Source organism: Geodermatophilus sp. SYSU D00766 (assembly GCF_054049915.1).
Genome location: NZ_JBJGYI010000051.1, coordinates 1 through 23257 on the forward strand (window position 1 = coordinate 1; position 23257 = coordinate 23257).

Genomic DNA, 23257 nt, shown 5'->3' on the forward strand with positions numbered 1-23257 from the left:
GGTACCCGGCCGAGGCGACCAGGTCCAGCTGCGGGTCCCAGGCGTCGGCGGTCAGCGGCCAGCCGTGGCTGAACACCACCGGCTGACCGGCGCCCCAGTCCTTGAAGAAGATGTCCACGCCGTCCTTGGTGGTGTAGGTACCCATGTCGCCTCCAGGTGTGCGATGGGCGACGCCTCGTCCGCCGCGCCGCCACCAGCCGGTGATGAGGAGCAGGGTGCGAACCGGGCGGTGAACGCCTGACCAGTCGTCCTGTCCGCCACCGAGCCTGCTGTCCTCCCGTGCCCGTCGCACCCGTGCACGCCCTGGTCGGTTGCGGGGCGGCCGGCGAGCATTCCCCTCCCGGTTGGACGGTCCTCCGTGCGCCGGGTTCGTCCGTCCGGGGCGACCCTGAGGCGGACACGTACCACGGGGCGTTGCGGCTCGCCGCACGCCCGAGACCCCGGTGGCCCGTTCGGCGGCAGGACGGTGGTGGCGACGGCTCGCGAGAGTCACTCTCGCGGGCGAAGCGGTACTTCCCGGAGAGCCCGTCCCGGCGGTGGGCGACAGCCATCGCCGCCCTGACCGAGGGGGACGTCGCATGCGCCACCGCGATCTCGTCGAGGCACGGCTGACTCGTCCCCGCCTCGCGGTCGGCGCGGGGCGCAGCAGCCCGCTGGGTTCGTCCGCCCAGCCCTGAGCGCACCCCGCTCCGGCCGACCGGGCCCGGCTGGCCAGCCGGCGACGGGCGACGTCCCTGCCTCTCCTCAGCGGCCTCGCTCCAGGCCGTGCTGCCCGCTCGACCCGACCCCCGACGGTGACGCCATGCCCAACACGGACCGACGACCGGCTCTGTTCGGACGACGCAGTGAGTGCGAGAGGTTGAGCAGCCTGGTGGCGGCCGCGAAGGCGGGCCGGAGCCAGGTGCTGGTGCTCCGCGGTGAAGCGGGCATCGGCAAGACGGCGCTTCTCGAGTTCATGCTCGACCGCGCCGCGGGATGCGCGGTGACGCGTGCAGCGGGCGTCGAGTCGGAGATGCAGCTGCCGTTCGCGGGCCTCTACCAGGTCTGCACCCCGTATCTGAGCCGGCTGGACCGTCTGCCCGCTCCTCAACACAAGGCGCTCGGTACGGCGTTCGGTCTGCACAGCGGCAGCGCACCCGACCGCTTCCTCATCGGCCTGGCGGTGCTGACGCTGCTCTCCCAGGCAGCCGAGGAACGCCCCCTCATCTGCCTCGTGGACGACGCCCAGTGGCTGGATCAGGAATCGACGCAGGTGCTGCAGTTCATCGCGCGACGACTCGCGGCCGATCCGGTGACCCTGGTCTTCGCGGTCCGCTCATCGGACCGGCACAGCCGACTCACCGGGCTCCCAGAACTCGAGGTGAAGAGGCTCGACCGGGCAGCCGCGGCAGCCCTTCTGGAGGCGACGGTCACCAGCACCCTGGATCCGCGGATACGGGAGCGGATCCTGGCGGAGAGCAACGGCAACCCGCTGGCCATCCTCGAGCTGCCGAGGGGGCTGTCGACGGCCCAGCTCGCCTTCGGCGGCGACGTCAGGACGGTCGCCACTCCACTGGCACACCGCTTGGAGCAGGAGTTCCTGCGCCAGGTCCAGCCGCTGGCTCCGCCGTGCCGCCAGCTCCTGCTGACGGCCGCTGCCGAGCCCCTGGGCGATGTCCCGCTGCTGTGGCGGGCCGCCGGGCGTCTCGGCATCCCCTCGGATGCGGTCGCGGCGGCCGAGGACACCGGCCTGATCGAGCTCGGTGGCCGGGTCCGCTTCCGGCATCCACTCGTCCGCTCGGCGATCTACCACTCGGCCGGTGAGGTGCAACGGCGCGCGGTCCACCAAGCGCTCGCCGAGGCCACGGATCCCGAGCTCGATCCCGATCGCCGGGCCTGGCACCGTGCGTGCGCGGCGGTCGGCCCGGACGAGGCGGTCGCCGGTGAGCTCGAGGCATCCGCCGGGCGGGCCCTCGCGCACGGCGGCCTGTCGGCGGCAGCCGCCTTCCTCGAACGTTCGGCAGCGCTCACGCCCGACCCGGCTCGTCGGGGTCAGCGCTCGCTGGACGCCGCCCAGGCCAAGATCACCACGGGTGCCTTCGGCGACGCCACGGCCTTGGTGAGCATCGCTGAGCTCTGCCCGCTGGGGGAGGCGGAGGTGGCACGGATCGAGTTGCTCAAGGCCCAGATGAGTTTCGCCGCCAACCGCGGCAGCGAGGCCCTCCCCTTGCTCCTGGCGGCGGCCCGACGACTCGAACCGCTCGATGCCGATCTCGCCCGCGACACCTACCTCGATGCGTTGTCCGCGTCGTTGTTCGCCGGCCGGTTGGCCGAGGGCCCGGGCGCACGGCAGGTGGCGGAGGCGGCTCGGCAGGCCCCCGCGCCGCGCACACCGCGCAAGGGCGACCTGTTGCTGCAGGGACTTGCGACGCTGTTCACCGACGGGTACTCCGCGGCGGTCCCGGCCTCGGTCGAGGCGATCGAGGCGTTCCTCACCGGAGAACTGGCCATGGACGAGGCGCTGCGCTTCGCCTGGCTCGCCGCCTCCACCGCGGTCTCCCTGTGGGACGACGCCGGATGGGACCGACTGAGCCAGCGCCACCTGGACGTCGCGCGCTCGACGGGGGCGCTCAGCGCCCTTCCCCTGGCACTCACCAGCCGGGTCTTCGTGCACCTGTTCACCGGCGACCTCACCGCCGCGGAGTCCCTGCTCCAGGAGATCCGGTCGGTGGCCGAGGTCACCGGCGGGGAGGTGTCCCTGGCGCCGTACGCCGAGGTGTCCCTGGCTGCCGTCCGCGGCCGGGAGGAAGCCGATCGGTCGATCCACGACTGTCTCCGGGACTTCACCGCCCGAGGTGAGGGCGTGGGCGTCAACATGATGCAGTGGTCGCGGGCCGTGTTGTGCAACGCCACCGGCCGCTACGGGCAGGCCCTGGTCGCAGCCCAGGCGGCCACGGTCGACCCGCTGGAGCTGGGGCCGCCGAAGTGGGCCCTCGGGGAGGCCGTGGAAGCGGGCGTGCGCATTGGCGACACCGCCGCGGCCTCCGCCGCACTCGAGCAGCTGTCGACGATGGCAGCAGCCAGCGGCACGGACTGGGCGCTCGGGGTCGAGGCCGGCAGACGGGCACTGCTGCAGGGCGGTGTCACCGCTGAGGAGCTGTACCGGGAGGCGATCAGCAGGCTGGCCTGCACCAGAGTGCGGGTCGACCTCGCGCGGGCACAGCTGCTGTACGGCGAGTGGCTGCGACGAGAAGGGAGACGCGTCGACGCCCGAGCCCAGCTGCGGACCGCCCACGAGGCGCTGACCGCCATGGGCGTGGAGGGGTTCGCTCAGCGCGCTCGACGCGAGCTGCTGGCCACCGGAGAGTCCGTGCGCAAGCGCAGGGTCGAGATCTCGAGCGAACTGACGCCGCAGGAAGCCCACATCGCCAGGCTCGCCGCGCAGGGGCTGACCAATCCGGAGATCGGCGCCGAGCTGTATCTCAGTCCCCGAACGGTGGAGTGGCACCTGCGCAAGATCTTCGCGAAGGTCGGCGCCACCACCCGGCGGGAGCTGCGGCGAGCGCTACCGGTGACCGAGCACGAGCCCACGACCGTCTAGTGCGGCACCGCCGTCACATCGTCGTCACTCCGCCGAGGAGGTGTCACGACGGCGCCGGTCCCACCCGTGGAAGAGCGACGGTCCCACCCGTGGAAGAGCGACCAGTCCCCCGAAGCCCAGGCCTCAGGCAGCCCGGGGCTGCTGAGGTCCCAGTCGGGGCGGATCTGCGCCGAGGCCGTCCGCAGGTCGTGCCACAGGTCGTAGACGGACGGCCGGCCCCAGAACCAGTAGCCGTTGTAGACGCTGTGGATCACCAGTCCCGGCTTCAGGACGAGGGTGTGAGGGATCATCGGATCGTGCTCGGGGTCGGTGTACTCCCGGATGTCGAGGTCGCGCTGGACCACGCGTCCCGGGTCCGAGAGGAAGGTCCACGACGCTCCCACTGAGGCGCGGAACTCCTGCAGCTCGTGGTGGTCGTCGGTCGTGATGGTCACGACCTGGGTGTAGGCCACGGCGATCTTGGGATAGAACGACGCGAGCTCGAGGTGCTGCTGGTGGTCCTTCGGGCAGTAGTGCCCCCGAGCCAGCACGAGGACCAAGGGGTCGTGCCCCTGCAGCTCGCCGAGCGTGCGGACGGTACCGGTGTGGTCAGGCAGCGCGTAGTCGGGGAAGACGCCGCCCGGGACGATGTCGGATCGCATGGCCCTACCGCCTCTCATCGATGACCGGCGCCCGCGGACAGCCCCACTGGCATCGAGGCAGTCGTCTCGTGCGAAGGCGCCGGCCGGTCGACTGTCGCGCTCGGTGGCGGTCCTCGCCCCAGGGCGAGTCCCTGGTCCGCGCCCGGCACCACGCGCGGCCGACATCCCGTCGGCGGTCGTCGCCACGGAGCGGCGGACCAGGGACTTGCCCTGGGGCGACGCGGATGCCCCGGCGCAACCGTTGTGAGGGCCGGCGACCAGCCGGTGTCGGCTCCGACAGCGAGGAGTCCAGATCGTGGACCTGGAAGTCGCGGGCGGCGTGATCCCGGTGTCCGCCGCCGACCGCGTCGAACAGCTCACCGGGGCCCGGGGAAGGCGGGAGGTCGTGGATCTCGTCCGAGCCGAGGACTTCCCCCGCCCTCCCGCTGACGCCGCCCGGCTCGCAGCCGTCCGTCCGCGTCGATCACCGGCCATCCGGTGTCGAGCCGGGGGCCCCGTGGCGGTGGCGTCCTCCACCGTGCCGGGAGGGGCCTCGACGTCCGCCGGGGCCGCACCGGGGGCGGACCGCGGCCGGGGCGTGGCGGCGCCGCGTGGCCTGCCGCTCTCACCCACCCGCGCGAGGAGCTGCGGTCGCTCCACCTGCACACGACGCGCTCCTGACGCCGGATCCGAGGACCACTGATGGACGTCACGAGACTGACCGAGCTCCTCCGCGAGGCGGAGGACAACCACGGGCGCTACGAACCCAGCGCACCGCCGCACCACTGGTCCGGGTGGTACGCCGCCTTCATCGTGGCCCGCGACCAGGGGAAGACCGTTGAGCAGGCCTACACCGAGGCGAGCGCCCACATCCAGGGAACCCGGCAGTGAACGGTGATCCCGGGGTCACCGCCATCGGCGGTAGGTCACCCGGCAACTCCGCGCCGAGGAGCTGACGGGGAGGCACTCGCGTCGCGCTCGTCGAGGGACTCCCCGGAGGTGTCCCCGGCGACGGATGCGCCGCACGCGAGGACCTACGTGCACCGCTGGTGCACGGGACGGCTGTGCCGAACGACTCCGAGCGGCTCTGCCGGCGTGCCGGCGCCGGTCCGATCCACCCACGGAACAGATCCACCACACAGAGAGGCAGCACCATGGACGTGAAGCTCGAGGTCGTCATCCTGCCCGTCTCCGACGTCGACCGTGCCAAGCAGTTCTACAAGGGGCTGGGCTGGCGCGAGGACGCCGACATCGCTGCAGGCGAGCACTTCCGCATCGTGCAGGTGACGCCCCCGGGGTCGGCATGCTCCATCAGTTTCGGCATCGGCATCACGACGATGACGCCAGGATCCCAGCAGGGCCTGCTACTGGTCACCGACGACATCCAGGCCGCCCGCGCCGACCTGCTCGAACGCGGTGCTCCCGTGAGCGAGGTCTTCCACGGCTCGGCAGGGCGCTTCCACCCGGAGGACCCGAGCGTGCGGCAGCCGGGTCCGGCTCCGGACGGCCAGAGCTACCAGTCGCACGCCGTGTTCAGCGACCCGGACGGCAACGGCTGGGTGCTGCAGGAGATCACCCAACGCCTGCCCGGCCGCTGACCGGATCGCCACCCGACGGGAGTCCTGCTCATGTGGGGCCCAGGCGGCCGACGCCGCTGATCCCGCGGGTCGGCCAGCGGCGAGCGGGCCGCGGTGGCCGGCGAGGACCGCGACGCCCGGGAGCAGTCCGTTGGCCCTGCGCAGCCAGGCCGACGCCGCCCTCATCGCCGCCACGGTCCTCGCCTCCCCGGTGCCCCTCCTCGACGCGTCCGTCGCCATCGTGGCGTCTCCGGCGACCGGTCACGAGCTGCGTGCGCGGGCGACCGGGGTCCAGTGGGTCGCCGGCCACCTGCTGACCGGGGCTGCGCTCCCGCCCCCGCGCCGGCGCTTTCATCGATTCCTCGAGCGGCGCTGGAGCCTGCGCGCCGGGCTGCTGCTCATCACCGTCGCGTCGCTGTTGCGCGCTGGCCCCCGCGGCCGGCGCGCTGATCGCCGCCAGGCTCCTCCAGGGGCTGGGCTCGCTCGCCCGAGCAGGTGGGCAGCCGCGCCACACCGGCGCACGGCGGCGCCTTTCCGACGCGGCGTCGAGCGGTTCGCGTCCCCAGCGCGTCGGCCCGGCCGTCGCCCCGGGGAAGTCCCTGGCTCGTCCGCGCTCGAACGCCGCGCTCGCGGGTGAGGTGCCGAGCAACGACCCGGGAATCTCCCGGGCGCGAGTTCCGGACCGCCCTCGCCACCCTTCCTCGAGACCCGCCGACGACCGAGGGATCGTGACGATGCAGGAGAGTACGGCCCGGCCGCGACTGCAGGGACGGCGAGACGAGTGTGACCGGCTCGACGCGCTCGTCGCCACGGCGAAGGCCGGACGCAGCCAGGTCCTGGTGCTCCGGGGCGAGGCCGGCATCGGCAAGACGGCGCTGCTCGACTACGTCCTGAACCGCGCGGCGGGGTGCCAGGTCGTCCGCGCGGCAGGGGTCGAGGCGGAGATGGAGCTGGCGTTCTCGAGCCTGCACCAGCTGTGCGGCCCCCACCTCAGACGGCTGGGAACGCTGCCCCCACCGCAGCAGGAAGCGCTCCGCACGGCCTTCGGCCTGCAGACAGGCAACCCGCCGGACCGCTACGGGGTGGGCCTGGCCGTGCTGACCCTGCTGTCGGCCCTCGCCGAGGACAAGCCGTTGCTCTGCGTCCTCGACGACGTCCAGTGGCTGGACCGGGCCTCGTCCCAGACGCTGGAGTTCGTCGCACGCCGACTCGAGGCGGAGCCGATCGCCATGGTCGTCGCAGCACGCCGCTCCGACGACGGGACTCCCTTCACCGGGCTGCCGGAACTCCCGCTCTACGGACTGTCCGACACCGACGCGGCCACTCTGCTGGACACGACGGTGACCGGACCCCTGGATCCCCGCGTGCGACAGCGCATCCTGGCGGAGTGCCACGGCAACCCCCTGGCACTGCTCGAGCTGCCACACGGCCTGTCCGCGGCCGACCTCGCCTTCGGCGGTGACGGAGGCGGGGACGCCGGCTCCCTCACCCGCCGGTTGGAGGAGGGCTTCCTGCGGCAGGTGCAGCTCCTCCCCCGAGCGACCCAGCAGGTGCTGCTGACCGCAGCCGCCGAGCCGGTCGGTGACATCCCGCTGCTGCGGCGCGCGTCCGGGCGCCTCGGCACCCGGCTCGAGGACGTGCTGGCAGCCGAGACGGCGGGGCTGGTGGAACTCAGGGACCGAGTGCGCTTCCGGCACCCTCTCGTCCGCTCGGCGCTCTACCGGTCGGCCACCCACGCGGAGCGGCGTGAGGTCCACCGGGCGCTTGCCGACGCCACCGACCCGGATCGGGATCCTGACCGCCGAGCCTGGCACCGCGCCCATGCCGCCGTGGGTCCCGACGAGGCCGTCGCCGCAGAACTGGAGGCGTCGGCCGGCCGTGCGCTCGACCACGGCGGGCTGGCCGCGGCGGCCGCCTTCCTGGAACGGTCCGCCGGGCTGACCCTCGATCCGGCCCGGCGGTCGGCCCGGCTCCTGACGGCGGCACAGGTCACCCAGCAGGCCGGGGACCGTGAGGCCGCGCTGGACCTGCTGGCCACGGCCGAGGCCGGCCCGCTCGACGACCTCCAGCGCGCCCGCGCCGGGGTCATACGCGGCCAGATCGCCTTCACGTCCGCGGACGGCCGGCGCGCTCCCCGACTCCTGCTCGACGCCGCCGGAGAGCTGCAGCAGGTGCATGCCGCCCTCGCACGCGACACCTACCGCGACGCCCTCACCGCCGCGCTCTTCGTGGGTCGCCTGGCCGGTGACGTCGGTGTGGTGCAGGTGGCGGAGGCGGCTGCACGGATGGGTCCACCGCGGTCGGCACGGCCGGCGGACCTCCTCCTCACGGGTCTGACCCTCATGATCACCCGAGGGCACGCTGCGGGTGCCCCGCTGGTGAGGCACGCGGTGACCGCCTTCAGCACCGAGGACCTGCCCGACATGGAGGCCCTCCGGTGGCTGTGGTTGGCCACCCACGCCGCACACGACGTGTGGGACGACGAGGGATGGGACGTCCTGTGTGCACGCCACATCGGCTTGGCACGACAGGCCGGCGCCCTCGGTGTGCTGCCCCTCGCGCTCAGCGCGCGCATCGGGTTCCTCCTCCACGCCGGTGAGCTGTCTGAGGCCGCCACGCTCGTCGACGAAGTCGCCGCGGTGACCGACGTGACCGGCAACCGGCTGCCGCCCTACGGCGCTCTGGCGCTCGCGGCACGGCAGGGCCGGGAGCCGCGTGCAGCGGCGCTGATCCGGACGACCCGGGACGAGCTCGTCCCGCGAGGTGAGGGCATGGGCCTCACCCTGGTCGACCACGCCGAGGCCGTCCTCTACAACGGGCTCGGACGGTACGGGGAGGCCCTCACCGCTGCGGAGCACGCAGCTGCGCACCCGCCGGAACTCGGGTTCGCCACCCTGGTCCTACCGGAGCTGATCGAAGCGGCCAGCCGCAGCGGTCAGCCGGCCCGCGCCGCCCAGGCGCTGGAGGAGATGGCTGCGCAAGCGACGGCCACGGGCACGGACTGGGCCCTGGGCCTGGCAGCTCGCTGCCGCGCGTTGCTCAGCGCAGGCGAGGTGGCCGAGGACCTCTACAGCGAGGCGATCGAGCGGCTCAGCCGGACCCGGATGCGCATGGACCTGGCCCGGACCCAGCTCCTCTACGGCGAGTGGCTGCGTCGCGACCGGCGGCGCGTGGACGCCCGGGCGCAGCTGCGGACGGCACACGAGGCGCTGGTCGAGATGGGCGCCGAGGCCTTCGCCGAGCGCGCGCGGCGCGAGCTCCTCGCGACCGGGGAGACGGTGCGCAAGCGCTCGGTCGAGACCACTGGGGAGCTCACGGCCCAGGAGAGCCACATCGCCCGACTGGCTGTGGATGGCCTCACCAATCCGCAGATCGGAGCCGCTCTGTACATCAGTCCCCGGACCGTCGAGTGGCATCTGCGCATGGTCTACGAAAAACTCGGGGTCAAGACGCGGAGAGATCTCGAGCGGTTGATGCCCGACCAGACCGGATTCCCGGTCGCCACCTAGCCGGGACACCGGTGGCGCAGGGGCGACTCGAACCGTCGCGCCTCGGCGGGGGGATCCCTGCACGGTCGGAAGACGGCTCCCCCGACGGCTGGTGCTCGGCGCCGGGAATGCCGTTGCCCGGGCTCGGTCGGTTCGACACCACCGAGGTCCAGCGGCCGGGATCCGACGACAGTGCCGGATCGGTGAGGCACACCAGTCCACCGGATGGGCCTCGGTCTCGGATGACCGGTGAGTCATCGCGTGCCGCCCCCAGATCGCCCACCGGTCGAGAAGAGGTTCAACAACAGGAGGAACAGGTTGAGGAGGTCGAGGAAGATCGACGCGGCCAACAGCGGTGCGGTACGGAGGTCCCTGGCCTTCCGCAGCCGCTGGAAGTCGATGCTGGTCAGCGCAGCGAACACGACGAGGCCCACGACGGAGTACACCAGCGCCCCGTGAGGGATCTCGACGAACACCAGCACGATCCCCGCGACGACCAGGGCGACCAGTGCCCAGTAGAGGTGGCGCGCGAGCCCGGACAGGTCGCGCCGGGTGGCGTAGCCGGCCGCACCGAACCCCGCCACGATGAGCCCAGCGCCGGCACCGGACAGCCACAGTGCATCGGCGTCGGCCTCGCCGTACGCCACGAGCACCGGAGCGACGGCGGCACCGAGCAGGGCGCCGAAGAGCAGGAGGACGACGACGGCAGCCCGCTCCGACCGCCGGGCCGCTGACTGCAGGCCCACGAGGAGGCCGAAGGACGAGAGGAAGAAGACCCAGCCCCACTGGCCGGGCGCCCCGCGGGCGAGGAAGGCACCTACCGCGAACGAGCCTGCGGTCAGCGCGAGCAGCCCCATGGTCTTGCCGAGCAGAGTCGCGGACTGGTCGCGGGTGAGAGCAGGCTCGGCGACCTCGACTCTCGTGGACGTACTGGCAGACATCGTGACCCCTTGTCGCGGAGGGCGGCTCAGCCGGTCGGTCGAGCCGTTCGTCGGGTACGCCGACCCACTCGCCGGCGCATCGCCACCGTGTCCGACCGGCCGACGCGTTCGCACCCGTGACCGCCCTGGCAGCCATCCGCCCTCGTCAGGCGGCGAGCCGGTGAGCCGATGCCCAGGGCACGGTGTGCGACCGGTTCCGCACCGCGCAGGCTCGGCGCTCGTGAAGAGGACTCCTGTCCGCTGACCGTCCCGTGACCTCCCGGCCGTACGGAGCGCCTCGTTGGAGCTTCAGTCGGGTTCAGCACCACCCAGCACCTGCGAGAGTCCAGCGAGCGCCTCCTGCGCAGTCGCCTCGACGGACACAGCGGTGCCGACCTGCCACGAGCAGACGGCGACGCGCAGGACCGCGATGCCGGCGACGGCGACCGTCGTCCGCACGGCCGGGGTCCGCCTCCCGGCGAGACCGACCAGCACGGCAGCGAGCTCGGCCTCTAGTTGCTACTGGACGAGCAGGGTTCGCTGCACCAGCGCCGGATGGCCGGCAACCAGCTCTCCCTGCAGCGCGAGGACCTCCCGCTGAGTCTCCGGCCGCGTCGCACATCCGGCGAGGAGTTGACAGCACCGCGAACTGGTCCGGTACGGACCGTCGGCCAGCCCGACGTCGCAACGGTCCTGGGCCGGGACCGCCGGTCCCACCCGGGACCTCCCTGGCCCCTCCCTGTGCCCGTCCGGCCGGCGCCCCGGGACGAGGCCAGGCGATCCCCTGGGGCGATCCGGGACGCGCCGCACCACGGTGAACCCATCCGCACCCGAACCCGACGAGGACGCGGTCCACCGAGGGCGACGCCGCCACCGGCCGGGTGAGACGGGAGTGAGCACCATGACGCGAGCACACACCGACCCGGACCGGCTCCTCGAGCTCGCGCGCCGCGAGCACGCCACGGTGGAGGTCATCCTGTACTGGGACCGGATCTCCGCGCGGGCGCTGGTGGTCTTGTGGAACTGGCAGTCCGGCACCTGCTTACGGGTGGACGTCGACGCCGACCGAGCCCGGGACGCGTTCACGCACCCGTGTGCCTACGCCGCCGCGCACGGCGTGCCCGCGAGGGTCCTGGCGTACGCCGCCTGAGGCCGGTCCACGGATCCGCGCCGCAGCTCGACGGGGGCGACGTGTGGCCGGCGCCCCTGTCCCTGGGCGTCCAGGGCCCCGGGCGCGAGGACTGGCCGATCTGTCAACGGTCCGTGGACGGGCGGGGTGCTCCTCCACGTCGGCCGTCTCACCCGGTGACGGCACCGGTCCGCTCCCCGGACGCACGGACCGGGGCCAGCGACGGACCCCTCATCAGCGCCGCGGCGCGCAGATCCCATCCGTCCGCCGCTTCCGAACAGCGCTCATCGGTGACCGGGACACCAGGGACTGCGACCGCAGAGTCGCCAGGGCGTCCACTGGTGCGACGGGCCCCAGGGACGACGACTGTTCATGGCGCGAACCACAGGAAGGCGCCACGTCCATCACTGCCGAGACCGCGACCAGACCTCGGACGTGCCACCTCGACATCCCCCGGAGTGGATCGAGGACGCCGCCTCACTGCACACCACTGCTGCGATCTCAGACACGCCTGTGTCATCACCCCAGAGAGTCATCAGGTCCTGTGAGGAGGACTCGTCATGAGCCGATCGTCCACCCAGGTGCTGTCGGCACGAAGGACGGCACTGACTGCCGCGGCGACGTTCACGCTGGTTGGCGGCCTGAGCACGGTGGCGACCGCCCCGGCACAGGCGGCCACCCCGGAATGCGGCGCAGGGTGCATCTCCGTCTTCAGCAGCGAGCTGGGAACCTTCGCCGACCCCAACTTCGTCGAAGCCGTCCTCGACGGAGGAGCTGCACGAGTCGGGCAGCCCGTCGGCCTGAAGCCAGCCACCGGCACCGACCCGTCCGAGGACTTCAAGCCCGGCAGGGCCACGGGCGGGGGCACGGTCTCCGACTTCTTCGCAGACGGCATGGTGTCCGCGGAGGCGAACAGCCACTACGGCCACCTGAACGCGGTGCAGCAGGAGTACGCGCCGTACGGGATCGAGACCGGCTTGTGCGTCGGTGTGGCGCGCGTGGCGCAGGGCGAGGATCTGACGTTGCAGCCATGCGACGTTCCCGGCACGACGGTGTGGATCGTCTATCCCGCTGCGGGGGGCCCGACGTCGGACTACTTCGCCATCGTCAACGCCGGCACCACCGACTTCGACCGTCCGTTCGCGATGCACCTGCCGCGCAACGAGGTCAGGTCCGGGGACCCGGAGCTGCAGATGGAGCTCCGCCACCTGCAGTACCGCACCGGAGAGGACACCCTGCCGGCGCGACAGCTCTGGGGCGCTGTCTTCGGACCGCAGGGCTAGCCGTATCGCCGAGGACGGCGGTCAGCGGGTGGCTCACGAGCCCCGTTCCACGTGCTGGAGGACCGCCGCCAGGGGCCGCCGTTCCACCTGGGATGTCTCGGGGTCGTCCTGCTCGCTGTGGGCTCGGCTGACGCGCGTGGTGACGGGCCTCGGCCTCCTCGGGCTGGCAGCGGACTGCCCCACGCAAGGACCCGGACGTTGCGCGGTGAGCCTGCGAGTCGATCTCGAGGGTGTCGGCGGCGGCTGGCCAGCGACGGGAGTGCGGCTCAGCCACCGTTCACGTCATCGGGCGGCGTGGGTCATCGTCGGGCATCGAGGGTGGTCTGTCGGTCGTGAGTCGGTCGCGTCCCGCAGAACGACCGGATCACTACGGGTTGAGCACCAGCCGCAGCGCGGCGTCGACCCGCCGCATCTCCTCGACGCCCAGGCGCCCGGCGCTGGTTCCCAGACGCTGCGGGTCGACCGCGGCGGTCTGCTCGGCCAGCACGCGGGTCACCTGCGGGCCGATCTCCACCTCGGGCCGGAAGGTCGCCGCCCGCGCCGATGTCGACGTCGGGGCGACCAGCCAGGTCGGCAACGGCAGCAGGTCCGACTGGACGACCACCGCGAACCGAGGCCCGGACTGCTCGTGGCCGCGGGCGTCGCGAGGCGCCCGGAGCCGGAACACCTCACCACGCACGCAGCGTCTCCATGTCCCGCAGCACCTGCGCCGCCTCCGCTCGATCGGCCTCGTCGGCCGCCAGTTCGGTCGCTTCCGCGCGCAGCCGCTCGGCCGCCACCGCTCGGGCGGCCCGGATCAGCGCAGCGCGCACGGCTGCCGAGACGGGTGTGCCGTCCTGGGTCAGCACGGCCAGAGCCCGCGAGACGTCCTCGTCGGGCCGGAAGGTGATGGTGCCCGCCATCCGCCCATCGTGACCCAGGGTGTAAGACACGGGTGGACGGGAGACCTGGCCCAGGAGTCACCGACGACGCGACCACCCAGGGACAGGGTCGCGAGCCGGTACCGGCGATCAGGCCGTCACCGAAGCGGCCCGTCCTCGGCCTCGTCCTGTTTCGATGGCTGCCGTGAGGTGTGGGAGCGACTGCGTCCCGGACGGCGCCGGCGAGCAGTGCGAGACCCACCAGGGCACCGAGGACCGCCGGCCCCCGGAACGATCTGCAGCAGGTCGAGCCCGCGAGTCACCACCGCTCGGCGAGCAGGTCACGCACCGGGCGGTGGGCCTCCGCGTCGATGCGGGCAGCGCTCTCGACCGGCCCCAGCCGCTCGGCGAGCACGGAGCGGGTGCGTGCCCAGGAGGTGCGATCCGGTGGGAAGACGTCCGCGCCGATCGACCGGCGCACCGCCTCCGCCGCGCCGGTGAGACGGGCGGCGCGCTCGGGATCACCTGCGGCCACCGTCACGGCGGCCATCCCGTCGAGCGCCCGAGCGGTGGTCTCCCGGCTGTCCATGGCCCGGCTGTGCTCGAGCGCCTCGGACAGCACCCGGTGAGCCGTGTCGAGGTCACCGCGAGCGGCGTGCGCGAGCCCCAGGTTCACCAGGGCGTTGCCCAGGAAGACCTCCGTCCCGGCCGTCCGGGCGAGCGCGGCGCTCTCCTCGAGCAGCGGCACGGCGTCGTCCGGGAGGTCGCGGAAGAGCTTCGCCCCGCCGAGGGAGAGCAGCGCGAAGGCGAGGCCCCACCGGTCGCCGAGCTCCCGGAGGACGGCCACGGCTGTCTCGAGGAGGCCCTCACCCTCCGCGGGGTCGCGGCGGGCCACGAGCAGTCCGAGCGGGATCCTCGCCAGCGAGGCCGACCGGGCGTCCCCCAGCTGGCCGTGGAGCTCGACCGCCGTCCGCAACGCCGGTAGGGCGCGGTCCTCCTCACCCGCCTCGAAGGTGAGCATCCCGAGCACGAGCGAGGCATCGGCGCGCACCGCCGGCGTGAGGCCCGGCCCGTGCGCCAGCAGCTCCTCCATCCAGCCGATGCCCGGCCGGAACAGGTGGTGCACCCACCAGAACTGCCACAGCGCGCGGCCGAGCCCCGCTGCCTCGACGAGGGCACCGCGATCGAGGAACGTGCGCATCGCGGCACCGAGGTTCCCGGACTCCGTGACGTACCGGTCGAGCGCGGACCGGTCGAGTGCGCCCCGTTCCGCCGGGTGGACACCGGCCGCGAACCGGAGGAAGAACCGCGCGTGGTCCTCCCGGACCCGATCGGCCTGGCCGCTGGCCTCCAGCCGCTCGAGCGCGAGCTCACGGACTGAGTCCAGCATGGTGAACCGCGGCTCGCCCGAGGCGGCGGGAACCACCTGGACCAGGCTCTTGTCCACCAGCGAGGCCACCGAGGAGAGCACCTCGGGCGCGCGCTCGTCGCCGCACACGGTCTCCGCCCCCTGCAGGGAGAACCCCCCGACGAACACGGCGAGCCGCGCGAGGACCACCTCGTCGTCGTCGTCGAGCAGGTCGAAGCTCCACTCCACCGTCCGGCGGAGGGTCCGCTGCCGCTCGGGCAGGTCCCGTGACCCGCCGACGAGGACGGCGAGCCGCGACCCGAGGCGGCGCAGCAGCTCGACCGGCTGGAGCAGCCGGACCCGCGCTGCGGCGAGCTCGATGGCCAGCGGCAGCCCGTCCAGCCGCCGGCAGATCTCGGCGATCGCCCGCAGCTGGTCGTCGTCCAGGTCGACGTCGGCCCGCGCGGAGCGGGCCCGGTCGATGAACAGCCGGACCGCCTCCGACCGAGCGAGGACCTCGATCGGCTCCTCGCCTCCGACGGTCCCCAGTGACGGGACGACGACCACGTGCTCGCCGGTGAGGTGCAGCACCTCCCGGCTGGTGGTGAGCACCGTGAGGCCCGGCGCCGCACCCAGCAGCTGCGTGATCAGCGGCGCCCCGCCGACGACCTGCTCCACGTTGTCCAGCACGAGCAGCATCCGCCGAGGGGCGAGGAACGCCGCGAGGACCTGCTCCGGGGACCGCCCTCCGCCGTCGGGCAGGCCCAGAGCGGTCGCGACGGCGCCGGCCAGCAGCTCGGGGGCACGGACGCTGTCCAGCGGCACGACGGCCACCCCGTCGGGGAACGAGCCACGCACCTCGGCGGCGGCCTGCACCGCCAGCCGGCTCTTGCCGATCCCGCCCGGTCCGACGAGGGTCACCAGACGGGTGGCGGCGTCGGTCAGCAGGTCGCGCAGCCGGGTGAGCTCCTGTTCCCGGCCGATGAACGAGCTGGCCGGGGCGGGCAGCCGCCACTGCACGGCCTGGTGGCCGGTGGGCGGGGGCTCCGGGAGCGTGAACCGCTCGCTGAGCAGGACGGCGAGGTCGTCGGCCACCAGCCCGGCGAGTTCCTCGACGGTGCCGAAGCTGCGGTAGGAGAGCCCGTCCGAGCCGATCCGTTCGATCATCTCCACCAGACGGGGAGCCCGGTCGGGCGCCGGCGTCTTGAGGTAGACCAGCTTGGGCTTGCCTGCGGCGGCCAGGTACTCGTCCTCGAGTCCCGACACAGTCATGCCCGGTGCGACCCAGCCGTACGACTGCCAGTAGACGCCGATGAAGACGTCGCTCTGCTGCAGGTAGGCGAGGTACAGCTCCCGCGGCGGGTGCGGTCGGGCGCCCAGCTCGAAGAGCACCGGCGTGAGGCGCAGCCGCTCGACCGCGCCGCGCACGGCGACGCGTTCGTCGGCCAGCTCCTGCATGGTCGAGCTGATGAACACCCGGAGTCTCTGGTCCGGCGTCCGGATCGGCACGACTGCCCCCTTGCCTGCCAGGTCAGGCGGCCGGCCGGCCGCTCGCACCGCGCGGCCGAGGGCCGTCGACGGCCTGGTGGGTCCCACCTGGAGCGGGAGCACGGGCGCCAGGCGATCCACCGACCCCTGCGTGCTCGTGCCCGGCCCGGGACGGTCGCTGAGGCCGTCCCGACGGACCGCGCTCCGGGCGGGTGAGCACGCCTGGCGGGGTCGGCCCGCCGACTCCCGTCCCCAGCTCGGGGACGAGCGGGACGGCGGCGAGGTCGCGCGACTCGGTGACCGGCATCGCCCCTCCCCTGCGCCGGCGGGTGTGGCGTGCGCGCATGATGCCGCCTCCCAGCGGCCGCGTCACCTGGTCGCCGACTCCGGATCGGGCGACGAGGCGGTCATCGGGCCGGGCGGTCGTGGGGCGAGGATGGCGTGGTGGCTGACACGGCGGCCGCTCGGGCGGACCGGCAGGTGGCCCGGGTGCGCGACGACCCGGTCGGGCGCTTCGAGCTGGCCCGGCGGTTCTACCGGCACGCCGACGGGCCACGGCGGCGGTACGGCCGGGCGGAGCTGAGGTTCCTGCGCTGGGAGCTCGCCCGCGGCGTGCTGGTGCCGGTGCACGCAGACCCTCCGGGTAGCCCCTGGTGGCGAGCGGTCAACCAGCGGCTGCTGCGCGACAAGGTCGAGGCGGACCTCCTGGTCGGCGGGGCCCCCGGGACGGCCGACACGGCCAGCGTGGCGCTGTGGACGGCGTTCATCCGGCGTCCGGACCCCGCGGCCTGGTACCGCGCCCACAACGCCAGCGTCGTCGCGGCCTATCTGGAGCACGAACCGCTCGCCGCGGAGGAGCTCCCGGTGGAGCGGTTCATGATGAACGTGGCCCTGCTGCGGCTGCTCTTCACCCACGCCCTGGTGGCTCGGCCGCGCGTGGCCCTGGGGCCTCTCGCGCGACTCGGGCCGGCCCTCGCCGACCCCCGCGGCCCCACCGTGGGGCTCTTCCTCGACCTCCGCCGGTCCTTCCCCACCCACTACCCGCTCCGGCTGCCCGTCGGGCAGGCCGTCGCGGCCGAGCAACCGCTGGCCCGAGCGCTCGACTACGGGGTCATCGCGCCCCGCTTGCCGGAGCTGTACGCGTTCTCCGCGGCATGCCTCGGCGAGCCGCGGCTGACCGGCCTGCTGGACCAGGGAGCCCCGGCGTATGCGTGGCCGCCGGAGGACCGGGACCTCTGGAAGTCCGGCAACACCGGACGACACCTGCGCTCGATCGCCCGGTTGACCGGTGCGCGCACCGGCTACGACCGGCAGTTCCTCTCCTGACGTCCCCGGGCCACAGCGCCGTCGTGACGGCCGCGGCGGCCGAGCGAGCACCCCGGCTTCACGTGCGCCGGGATGCGTGCGACAGGTGGCGGTGGACCTCCGAGATCGCCGTCGCCCCCTCGCCGACGGCGGCCGCGACCCGCTTGACCGACCCGGAACGGACGTCGCCGGCGGCGAAGACGCCGGGCACGGAGGTCTCCGACGGTAGGACCGTGGCTCCGGGTCCGGTGTAGCCCCCGTCGGAACGACCCGTGAGGACGAAGCCGTGGTCGTCGAGGCGGATCTGCTCCGGCAGCCACGCGGTGTCGGGAACCGCACCGATCATGATGAACAGGGCGGCCGCCGGCACCTCCCGGCGCTGGTCCGTCCGCCGGTCCCGGAGGACGAGTGTCTCGAGGCGGACGGAGCCCCGTCCGTCGACGACCTCGGTGGACGGCATGACGGAGATGTTCGGAACCGCGCCGATCTCCCGGATCAGGTAGTCCGACATGCTGCTGGTGAGCGTGTCGCCGCGGACGACGAGGGTGACCCGGTGGGCGAAGCGGGCCAGGTGGATCGCTGCCTGGCCTGCGGAGTTGCCCGCGCCGACGATGTAGACCTCCGCGCCGCGGAGCACCGGTGCCTCGGAGACGGCCGACCCGTAGTAGACGCCCGCTCCGACGAGGGCCTCCAGCTGGGGGAGACCGAGTCGCCGGTAGGTCACGCCGGTGGCCAGTACCACTGACCGCGCACTCACGGTCGTACCGTCGCTCAGCCCGACCCTCGTCCTGCTCCCGTCCGGAGTGAGCGCCGTGACGCCGATGGTGAACAGGAACTCGGCGCCGAGCATCCATGCCTGCGCGAAGGCGCGGGTGGCCAGGTCGTGACCACTGACACCGCGCGGGAAGCCGAGGTAGTTGCGGATCCGGGAGCTGGTCCCTGCTTGACCACCCATCGCCGTCCGCTCCACGACCAGCGTGGCGAGCCCCTCGCTGGCCCCGTACACGGCGGCGGCCATGCCGGCCGGGCCGGCCCCGACGACGACGAGGTCGTAGCACGCGTGCTGGGGCACGGTGTGTGCGCCGACGGCCTCGGCGATGTCCGCGCGGGTGTACTCGGTGAGCACCCGGCCGTCGCGCAGGAAGAGCACCGGCCGGTCGGGTCTGCGACCGTGCACGGAGGACAGCAGCTCGACCCCCTCCGGGGTGCCCTCGTCGACGAAGGTGAACGGGATGCCGTTGAGGTCCATCGCCTCCCGCAGCTCGTAGGCGACCGGATCCAGTCGTCGGCCCACGATCCGGAGCAGCTCGAACGGCGGGGTGTTGCGCCGGGCCCAGGCCTCCACCGCCTCGGAGACCACGGGGTAGAGCAGGTGCTCCCGTGGACGCCACGGCTTGGTCAGGTGGTGCTCGAGGTAGCCGAGACCCATCCCCTCGACGATCACCGGCTCACAGCGCCGGTCGCCGTAGTCGATCAGCAGCGCCCGTTGGGCCTCGGGGAAGAGCTGCTTGCTGCGGGCCAGCAGCACGGCGCCGGTGCACTCGCCCAACCAGTGCTCGGTGACGATCAGGGCCACGTCCCGGCCGTCGTCGCGGAGCCGGGCCAGCAGGTCCGAGGCGTCGTCGAACGACGTGGCCGTCGCGGTGTCGAAGTCCGCGCCGTACCGGCGCAGCAGGTCGGCGCTGAGCTGGTCCACGGTCGACCGGTCCCGGTCGACCACCACGAACAACGGTCGTTGCACGCCAGGCACCCCTCCACGTCAGGACGGCACGACCGGCCCGCCGGGGCGACGGGCACCCGGCGTCGCGTGGACGCCCGAGTGAGGAACAGGCCGATCCCGAGCGCGACGGTGGCCACATCCGCCCCCGCACTCCAGGCCCGGGCCGCCGTCAGGGCCCGGAGTGTCTCGCCGGACGGTTCCTGCTGGTCCGGCCTCCGGGGCAGCGGCGTCAGCCCGCGGAGCGCGCCGCAGCCGGTGCCCCGGAGCTGGCCACGCGGAGCGGTCAGGGTCGGCCGGCGCCGGACGCGACGTCCGCGAGCGAGCCGGTCTGCTTGGTGATGACGAGTTCGTCGACCTCCAGCCGGGCCAGGCGGAGATCACGCACCTCGGCACGGCCGATGACGAGGCGGCCCACGGCCAGGGAACCGATCGCCGCAGCACCGACCGCCAGGGCACCGACCGCGGCCGCTCCGGCCGCCGCCGCTCCGATCGCCAGCGAGCGGACGGCCACGGCACGCACGGCCATCGGGCCCACCGGCCCGACGACGGCGCGGCGCTTCGTGCTCAGACGTGCCCCTCCATCGTGTGTGCGCATCGAACTGTCCTCCTTCCGCAGCGGCGGCCGGGTGCCGCTGCCCCGATCCAGTGGGATGGGAGAGACGTCGCCGCCTCGACGGGCCTCACCGGCCGGCCCGATCGCGGCTCGGGAGCGGGATCGCGAGCACCACCCGCTGTTCGGGCCGGCCGAGCTCCAGGAGCCGGTGGCCGGGAGCGGCCTCCAGCGGGTCGAGGATCCGGAACCGCACGGCTGGCACCTCCCCCGCTCGCCCTCCCGCAGCGGATGGGGGTGGAGTCAACTCCGGTCGTGCCCGTTCCGCTAGGGAATGTTCGACGGGTCCTCGCAGCCGGGTCCGGGCCGAGCGCCCCGAGCGACCGGGCTGTCGGCCGTGCGCGTCAGCGTCGGGGTTCGACGAGGCCGGCGTCGTAGGCGAAGACCACCGCCTGGACCCGGTCTCGCAGCCGGAGCTTGGACAGGATGCTGGAGACGTGGGTCTTGACGGTGCCCTCGCTGACGAAGAGCTCGTGGGCGAGCTCGGTGTTGGTCCTGCCCTGGGCGAGCAGGCGGAGGACGGTGAGCTCCCGTTCGGTGAGGCGCTGCAGCTCCGGCGCCGGCGTGCTCCGTGGCGTCGGCCGGGCGATGTAGTCCTCGATGAGGCGGCGGGTGACCGAGGGTGCGAGCAGGGCGTCGCCCCGGACGACGCGACGGACGGCGAGGACCAGGTCCTCGGGCGGGCAGTTCTTGAGCAGGAACCCACTGGCGCCGCCGCGCAGCGCCTCGAGGACGTAGTCGTCGCGCTCGAAGGTGGTGAGCACCAGCACCCGGGTCGGGACGGAGTCGCCGAGGGCGCCGATGCGCCGGGTGGCCTCGAGCCCGTCGACACCGGGCATCTGGACGTCCATCAGGACGACGTCGGGGCGCAACTCGGCGACCAGCGCGACCGCCTGCTCGCCGTCCTCGGCCTCGCCGACGACCGCGATGTCCTCCTCGGACTCCAGGATGAGCCGGAAGCCACCGCGGACGAGCGCCTGGTCGTCGGCCAGCACGACCCGGATGGTCACGGCGTCCGTCCGTCGTCCGGGAAGGCGGCCAGGACCCGGAAGCCACCGGCGGGCAGCGGCCCGGCGTGGAACCGGCCGCGGTGCAGCCCGACCCGCTCGCGCATGCCGATCAGACCGTGCCCCCCGGGCGCCGCTGCCCCGTCGGTCCTGGTGTCCCCGTCGTCGGTCACCTCCACGGTGAACACGCGGGGCTCGTAGCTGAGACAGACCTGCACCTGCCCGGCGGTGGAGTGCTTGACCACGTTGGTCAGCGCCTCCTGGACGATGCGGTACGCCGACACCTCCACCGACGGCGGCAGCTCGCGGGGCCGTCCCGCGACCGACACCTCCACGACGACACCGGTCTCCCCGACCTCGGCGACCAGCGCGTCGAGCTGGGCCAGGCGCGGCTGCGGGGCGAGCGCGTCGGGCTCGTCCTCCTGGCGCAGGAAGCCGAGCATCCGCTGCAGGTCGACCACCGCCTGCCGGCTGGTCTCCTCGACGGAGGCCAGCGCCTCGGCGGCCCGGGCGGGCTGACGGGTCATGACCCGGCGCGCCGCCCCGGCCTGCACGCCCATGACGCTGACGTGGTGCGCGACGACGTCGTGCAGTTCGCGGGCGATGCGCACGCGCTCCTCGAACACCGCCCGCCGGGCCTCCTCCGCGCGGTCGCGTTCCAGCCGGGCCGCGCGGTCCACCAGCGCCCGCTCGTGGGCACGCCGTTCGGCGACGAGGTCCCCGAACCTCCAGGCGGCGACGACGAAGGCAGCGTTGAACAGCACGAAGAAGACCGCCCGCATCAGCAGCGGCCCCTGCACCGGTGCCCCGGCGGCCACGACCAGCCGGTAGGCGAGGAAGCCCAGCGCCGCGACGACGTTGATCCCGCGCACCCGGTTGCGCCAGCGCTCGTGCCCGTAGGCGCCGGCGCTGTAGAGGGCGAGCCACCACACGACGACGGAGACGGTCAGGTCCGGGACGTCGACGATCCGGTAGGGGAAGAAGACGACCGTGACCACGATCAGGACGGCCAGCGGACACCGGCGTCGCAATGCCAGGGGCAGCACCAGGGCCAGCGTCAACCCGACCCACACCCCCGCCGGCGGCGGCAGGTAGCCGGGCGGAGCCGTGTCGATCCCGACCCGCACGGCCAGCACGCCCAGCACGGCGAGCACCGCCGCGGCGGCCGCGTCGGCGAGCAGGGGCCGCGCCTCGCCGGCGGCCCGCGCCCGGCGAACCCACCTCCGCACAGGGCAACGGTAGGGGCGGCGCCCGGTGAACTCATCCCCCGCGAGACAGAGACGTCCTGGCCGGAAGACGGATCCGGGAAGGTCGGGCGCGGATCCGGCAGCCGATCCGCGAGGCAGCCGTCCGACCCGCGGTGGAGAGCCGGATCGGTCCGGCGGGCGATGACCCGGCCGGTGCGGGTGACCGACCCTCGAACCGGCGCCGGCCGTCCCGGCGAGCGGGCGGTGCACCGGTGCACGGCCCGGACGACTGGAGGTCCTGTCATGTACCTGCCCTCGAGCACCCTCCTCGCCGAGGACCTGCTGCTCCTCACCGCCCACCCGGTCCGGGCCACGGTGCGCCGTCCCACCGGACTCGCCCTGCCCCGGGCCCTGGCCGGCGCCGTGGTGCACGACCTCCTGGCCCTGGGCACGGCGCGACTGCGGGGCGGTCTGCTGCTCCTGGCGGCTGGTCCCGCGGCTGGTCCCCCGGCAGCACCCCGCCCGCTGCACGACCTCTCGGCCCGGCTCGCGACCGAACAGCCCGTGGACCGGGCGATCGACGTCCTGGCGGCGCCGCGGGCCCGGCTCGGGCAGCACCTGCTGCAGTCCCTGGCAGACAGCGGTGCGGTGGTCCGCCGCGACCGGCGCCTGTTCGGCGTGCTGCCCGTCCCGTCCTACGAGGTCACCGCCCCGGACGCCGTGCGAGCGCTGCGGACCCGCGTGGCCACCGCGCTGACCGGGCCCGTGGACGACGCCCAGGCCACGATCCTGGCCCGCCTGGTGTGTGCCGGCGACCTCCACCACCGCGTGGTGGTCGACGCCGGCCCCGCGCGCCGCCACGGCCGGTCCTCCGTCGCGCAGGATCCCGTGGCGACCGCGGTCGAGGGCGCCATCCGCCGGGCCCGCCGGGACGCCGCCACCACCGGCGCGGTCGCCGCGACCGCCGGCGGGGTCGCCGCGGCGGGCACCTGACACCGATGCGCCACGAGCCGGGACAGGACCGGTGGCCGGAGCGAGGATCCCCCCCCCCCCCCCCCCCCCCCGGGGGGGCCCGGGGCGCCCCCCCCCCCCCGCGCAGGGGGAACCCCCCCGGGGTGCCCGCGGGGGGGGGGGG

Annotated in this window: 19 protein-coding genes; 8 read left to right on the plus strand and 11 right to left on the minus strand. The window is 73.7% G+C overall.

The annotated features are described in order from the left end of the window. The first annotated feature begins 802 nt into the window (after positions 1-802). Positions 803-3580 carry a helix-turn-helix transcriptional regulator gene (locus tag ACI8AD_RS22905; RefSeq protein WP_456872832.1) on the plus strand — a complete coding sequence of 926 codons (2778 nt, stop codon included), beginning with the start codon at positions 803-805 and terminating at the stop codon, positions 3578-3580. On the opposite strand, the gene ACI8AD_RS22910 is transcribed toward ACI8AD_RS22905, so the two are convergent. Then, positions 3577-4221, minus strand: a complete 645-nt coding sequence (locus ACI8AD_RS22910; protein WP_456872833.1) for a redoxin domain-containing protein — start codon at positions 4219-4221, stop codon at positions 3577-3579. The genes ACI8AD_RS22905 and ACI8AD_RS22910 overlap by 4 nt on opposite strands. Before the next feature lie 681 nt (positions 4222-4902). Here ACI8AD_RS22910 and ACI8AD_RS22915 point away from each other — a divergent pair. The 3 genes from ACI8AD_RS22915 (at position 4903) to ACI8AD_RS22925 (ending at position 9286) form a co-directional block, all read left to right on the plus strand. Beyond that, positions 4903-5091: a hypothetical protein gene (locus ACI8AD_RS22915; protein WP_456872834.1), complete on the plus strand. Its 189-nt coding sequence runs from the start codon at positions 4903-4905 to the stop codon at positions 5089-5091. Positions 5092-5354: 263 nt separating this feature from the next. Continuing rightward, on the plus strand, positions 5355-5798 hold the full coding sequence (locus ACI8AD_RS22920; protein WP_456872835.1) for a VOC family protein: 444 nt from the start codon (positions 5355-5357) through the stop codon (positions 5796-5798). Between the two features lie 713 nt (positions 5799-6511). Next, positions 6512-9286: a helix-turn-helix transcriptional regulator gene (locus ACI8AD_RS22925; protein WP_456872850.1), complete on the plus strand. Its 2775-nt coding sequence runs from the start codon at positions 6512-6514 to the stop codon at positions 9284-9286. A 233-nt stretch (positions 9287-9519) separates the two neighbouring features. Here ACI8AD_RS22925 and ACI8AD_RS22930 read toward each other — a convergent pair whose 3' ends face one another. Both ACI8AD_RS22930 and ACI8AD_RS22935 read right to left on the minus strand, forming a co-directional pair. Further along, the gene (locus tag ACI8AD_RS22930) at positions 9520-10206 is read right to left on the minus strand and encodes a Bax inhibitor-1/YccA family protein (protein ID WP_456872836.1); all 687 of its coding nucleotides are present in this window, start codon (positions 10204-10206) and stop codon (positions 9520-9522) included. A gap of 288 nt (positions 10207-10494) precedes the next feature. Next, positions 10495-10644, minus strand: a complete 150-nt coding sequence (locus ACI8AD_RS22935; RefSeq protein ID WP_456872837.1) for a hypothetical protein — start codon at positions 10642-10644, stop codon at positions 10495-10497. Positions 10645-11086: 442 nt separating this feature from the next. On the opposite strand from ACI8AD_RS22935, the gene ACI8AD_RS22940 reads away from it, so the two are divergent. Together ACI8AD_RS22940 and ACI8AD_RS22945 are read left to right on the plus strand one after the other, a co-directional pair. Beyond that, the gene (locus ACI8AD_RS22940) at positions 11087-11335 is read left to right on the plus strand and encodes a hypothetical protein (RefSeq protein ID WP_456872838.1); all 249 of its coding nucleotides are present in this window, start codon (positions 11087-11089) and stop codon (positions 11333-11335) included. A 539-nt stretch (positions 11336-11874) separates the two neighbouring features. Beyond that, positions 11875-12597, plus strand: coding sequence for a hypothetical protein (locus ACI8AD_RS22945; protein ID WP_456872839.1), 723 nt, complete (start codon positions 11875-11877; stop codon positions 12595-12597). A gap of 367 nt (positions 12598-12964) precedes the next feature. Here ACI8AD_RS22945 and ACI8AD_RS22950 read toward each other — a convergent pair whose 3' ends face one another. The 3 genes from ACI8AD_RS22950 to ACI8AD_RS22960 all read right to left on the minus strand — a co-directional run bounded on the left by ACI8AD_RS22950 (position 12965) and on the right by ACI8AD_RS22960 (position 16314). After that, positions 12965-13276, minus strand: coding sequence for a type II toxin-antitoxin system PemK/MazF family toxin (locus tag ACI8AD_RS22950; RefSeq protein WP_456872840.1), 312 nt, complete (start codon positions 13274-13276; stop codon positions 12965-12967). Then, complete coding sequence (locus ACI8AD_RS22955) at positions 13266-13499, minus strand: hypothetical protein (RefSeq protein WP_456872841.1); 234 nt, start codon at positions 13497-13499, stop codon at positions 13266-13268. Before ACI8AD_RS22955 ends, ACI8AD_RS22950 begins: the two co-directional genes overlap by 11 nt. A gap of 277 nt (positions 13500-13776) precedes the next feature. Continuing rightward, the gene (locus ACI8AD_RS22960) at positions 13777-16314 is read right to left on the minus strand and encodes a DUF4062 domain-containing protein (protein WP_456872842.1); all 2538 of its coding nucleotides are present in this window, start codon (positions 16312-16314) and stop codon (positions 13777-13779) included. A gap of 423 nt (positions 16315-16737) precedes the next feature. Between ACI8AD_RS22960 and ACI8AD_RS22965 the strand changes: the two genes are divergently transcribed. Then, a complete protein-coding gene (locus ACI8AD_RS22965; RefSeq protein ID WP_456872843.1) occupies positions 16738-17619 on the plus strand; it encodes a hypothetical protein in 882 nt (293 codons plus the stop codon). Between the two features lie 58 nt (positions 17620-17677). Here ACI8AD_RS22965 and ACI8AD_RS22970 read toward each other — a convergent pair whose 3' ends face one another. The 5 genes from ACI8AD_RS22970 to ACI8AD_RS22990 form a co-directional block, all read right to left on the minus strand. Continuing rightward, positions 17678-19339, minus strand: a complete 1662-nt coding sequence (locus ACI8AD_RS22970; RefSeq protein ID WP_456872844.1) for an FAD-dependent oxidoreductase — start codon at positions 19337-19339, stop codon at positions 17678-17680. Positions 19340-19601: 262 nt separating this feature from the next. After that, a complete protein-coding gene (locus ACI8AD_RS22975) occupies positions 19602-19844 on the minus strand; it encodes a hypothetical protein (protein ID WP_456872845.1) in 243 nt (80 codons plus the stop codon). A gap of 154 nt (positions 19845-19998) precedes the next feature. Further along, positions 19999-20124: a hypothetical protein gene (locus ACI8AD_RS22980; RefSeq protein ID WP_456872846.1), complete on the minus strand. Its 126-nt coding sequence runs from the start codon at positions 20122-20124 to the stop codon at positions 19999-20001. A gap of 148 nt (positions 20125-20272) precedes the next feature. After that, the gene (locus tag ACI8AD_RS22985) at positions 20273-20938 is read right to left on the minus strand and encodes a response regulator (protein WP_456872847.1); all 666 of its coding nucleotides are present in this window, start codon (positions 20936-20938) and stop codon (positions 20273-20275) included. Then, positions 20935-22164 carry a sensor histidine kinase gene (locus tag ACI8AD_RS22990; RefSeq protein ID WP_456872848.1) on the minus strand — a complete coding sequence of 410 codons (1230 nt, stop codon included), beginning with the start codon at positions 22162-22164 and terminating at the stop codon, positions 20935-20937. The genes ACI8AD_RS22985 and ACI8AD_RS22990 overlap by 4 nt, the downstream gene beginning before the upstream one ends. A 261-nt stretch (positions 22165-22425) precedes the next feature. Here ACI8AD_RS22990 and ACI8AD_RS22995 point away from each other — a divergent pair, with 261 nt between their 5' ends. Further along, positions 22426-23115, plus strand: coding sequence for a GPP34 family phosphoprotein (locus ACI8AD_RS22995; RefSeq protein ID WP_456872849.1), 690 nt, complete (start codon positions 22426-22428; stop codon positions 23113-23115). The last annotated feature ends 142 nt before the right edge of the window (positions 23116-23257 follow it).

Excerpts from the sequence above, each read along its gene's own strand:
- ACI8AD_RS22905 (WP_456872832.1), top strand. The coding sequence starts at position 803 with ATGCCCAACACGGACCGACGACCGGCTCTGTTCGGACGACGCAGTGAG.
- ACI8AD_RS22910 (WP_456872833.1), bottom strand. The coding sequence starts at position 4,221 with ATGCGATCCGACATCGTCCCGGGCGGCGTCTTCCCCGACTACGCGCTG.
- ACI8AD_RS22915 (WP_456872834.1), top strand. The coding sequence starts at position 4,903 with ATGGACGTCACGAGACTGACCGAGCTCCTCCGCGAGGCGGAGGACAAC.
- ACI8AD_RS22920 (WP_456872835.1), top strand. The coding sequence starts at position 5,355 with ATGGACGTGAAGCTCGAGGTCGTCATCCTGCCCGTCTCCGACGTCGAC.
- ACI8AD_RS22925 (WP_456872850.1), top strand. The coding sequence starts at position 6,512 with ATGCAGGAGAGTACGGCCCGGCCGCGACTGCAGGGACGGCGAGACGAG.
- ACI8AD_RS22930 (WP_456872836.1), bottom strand. The coding sequence starts at position 10,206 with ATGTCTGCCAGTACGTCCACGAGAGTCGAGGTCGCCGAGCCTGCTCTC.
- ACI8AD_RS22940 (WP_456872838.1), top strand. The coding sequence starts at position 11,087 with ATGACGCGAGCACACACCGACCCGGACCGGCTCCTCGAGCTCGCGCGC.
- ACI8AD_RS22945 (WP_456872839.1), top strand. The coding sequence starts at position 11,875 with ATGAGCCGATCGTCCACCCAGGTGCTGTCGGCACGAAGGACGGCACTG.
- ACI8AD_RS22955 (WP_456872841.1), bottom strand. The coding sequence starts at position 13,499 with ATGGCGGGCACCATCACCTTCCGGCCCGACGAGGACGTCTCGCGGGCT.
- ACI8AD_RS22975 (WP_456872845.1), bottom strand. The coding sequence starts at position 19,844 with ATGGCCGTGCGTGCCGTGGCCGTCCGCTCGCTGGCGATCGGAGCGGCG.
- ACI8AD_RS22995 (WP_456872849.1), top strand. The coding sequence starts at position 22,426 with ATGTACCTGCCCTCGAGCACCCTCCTCGCCGAGGACCTGCTGCTCCTC.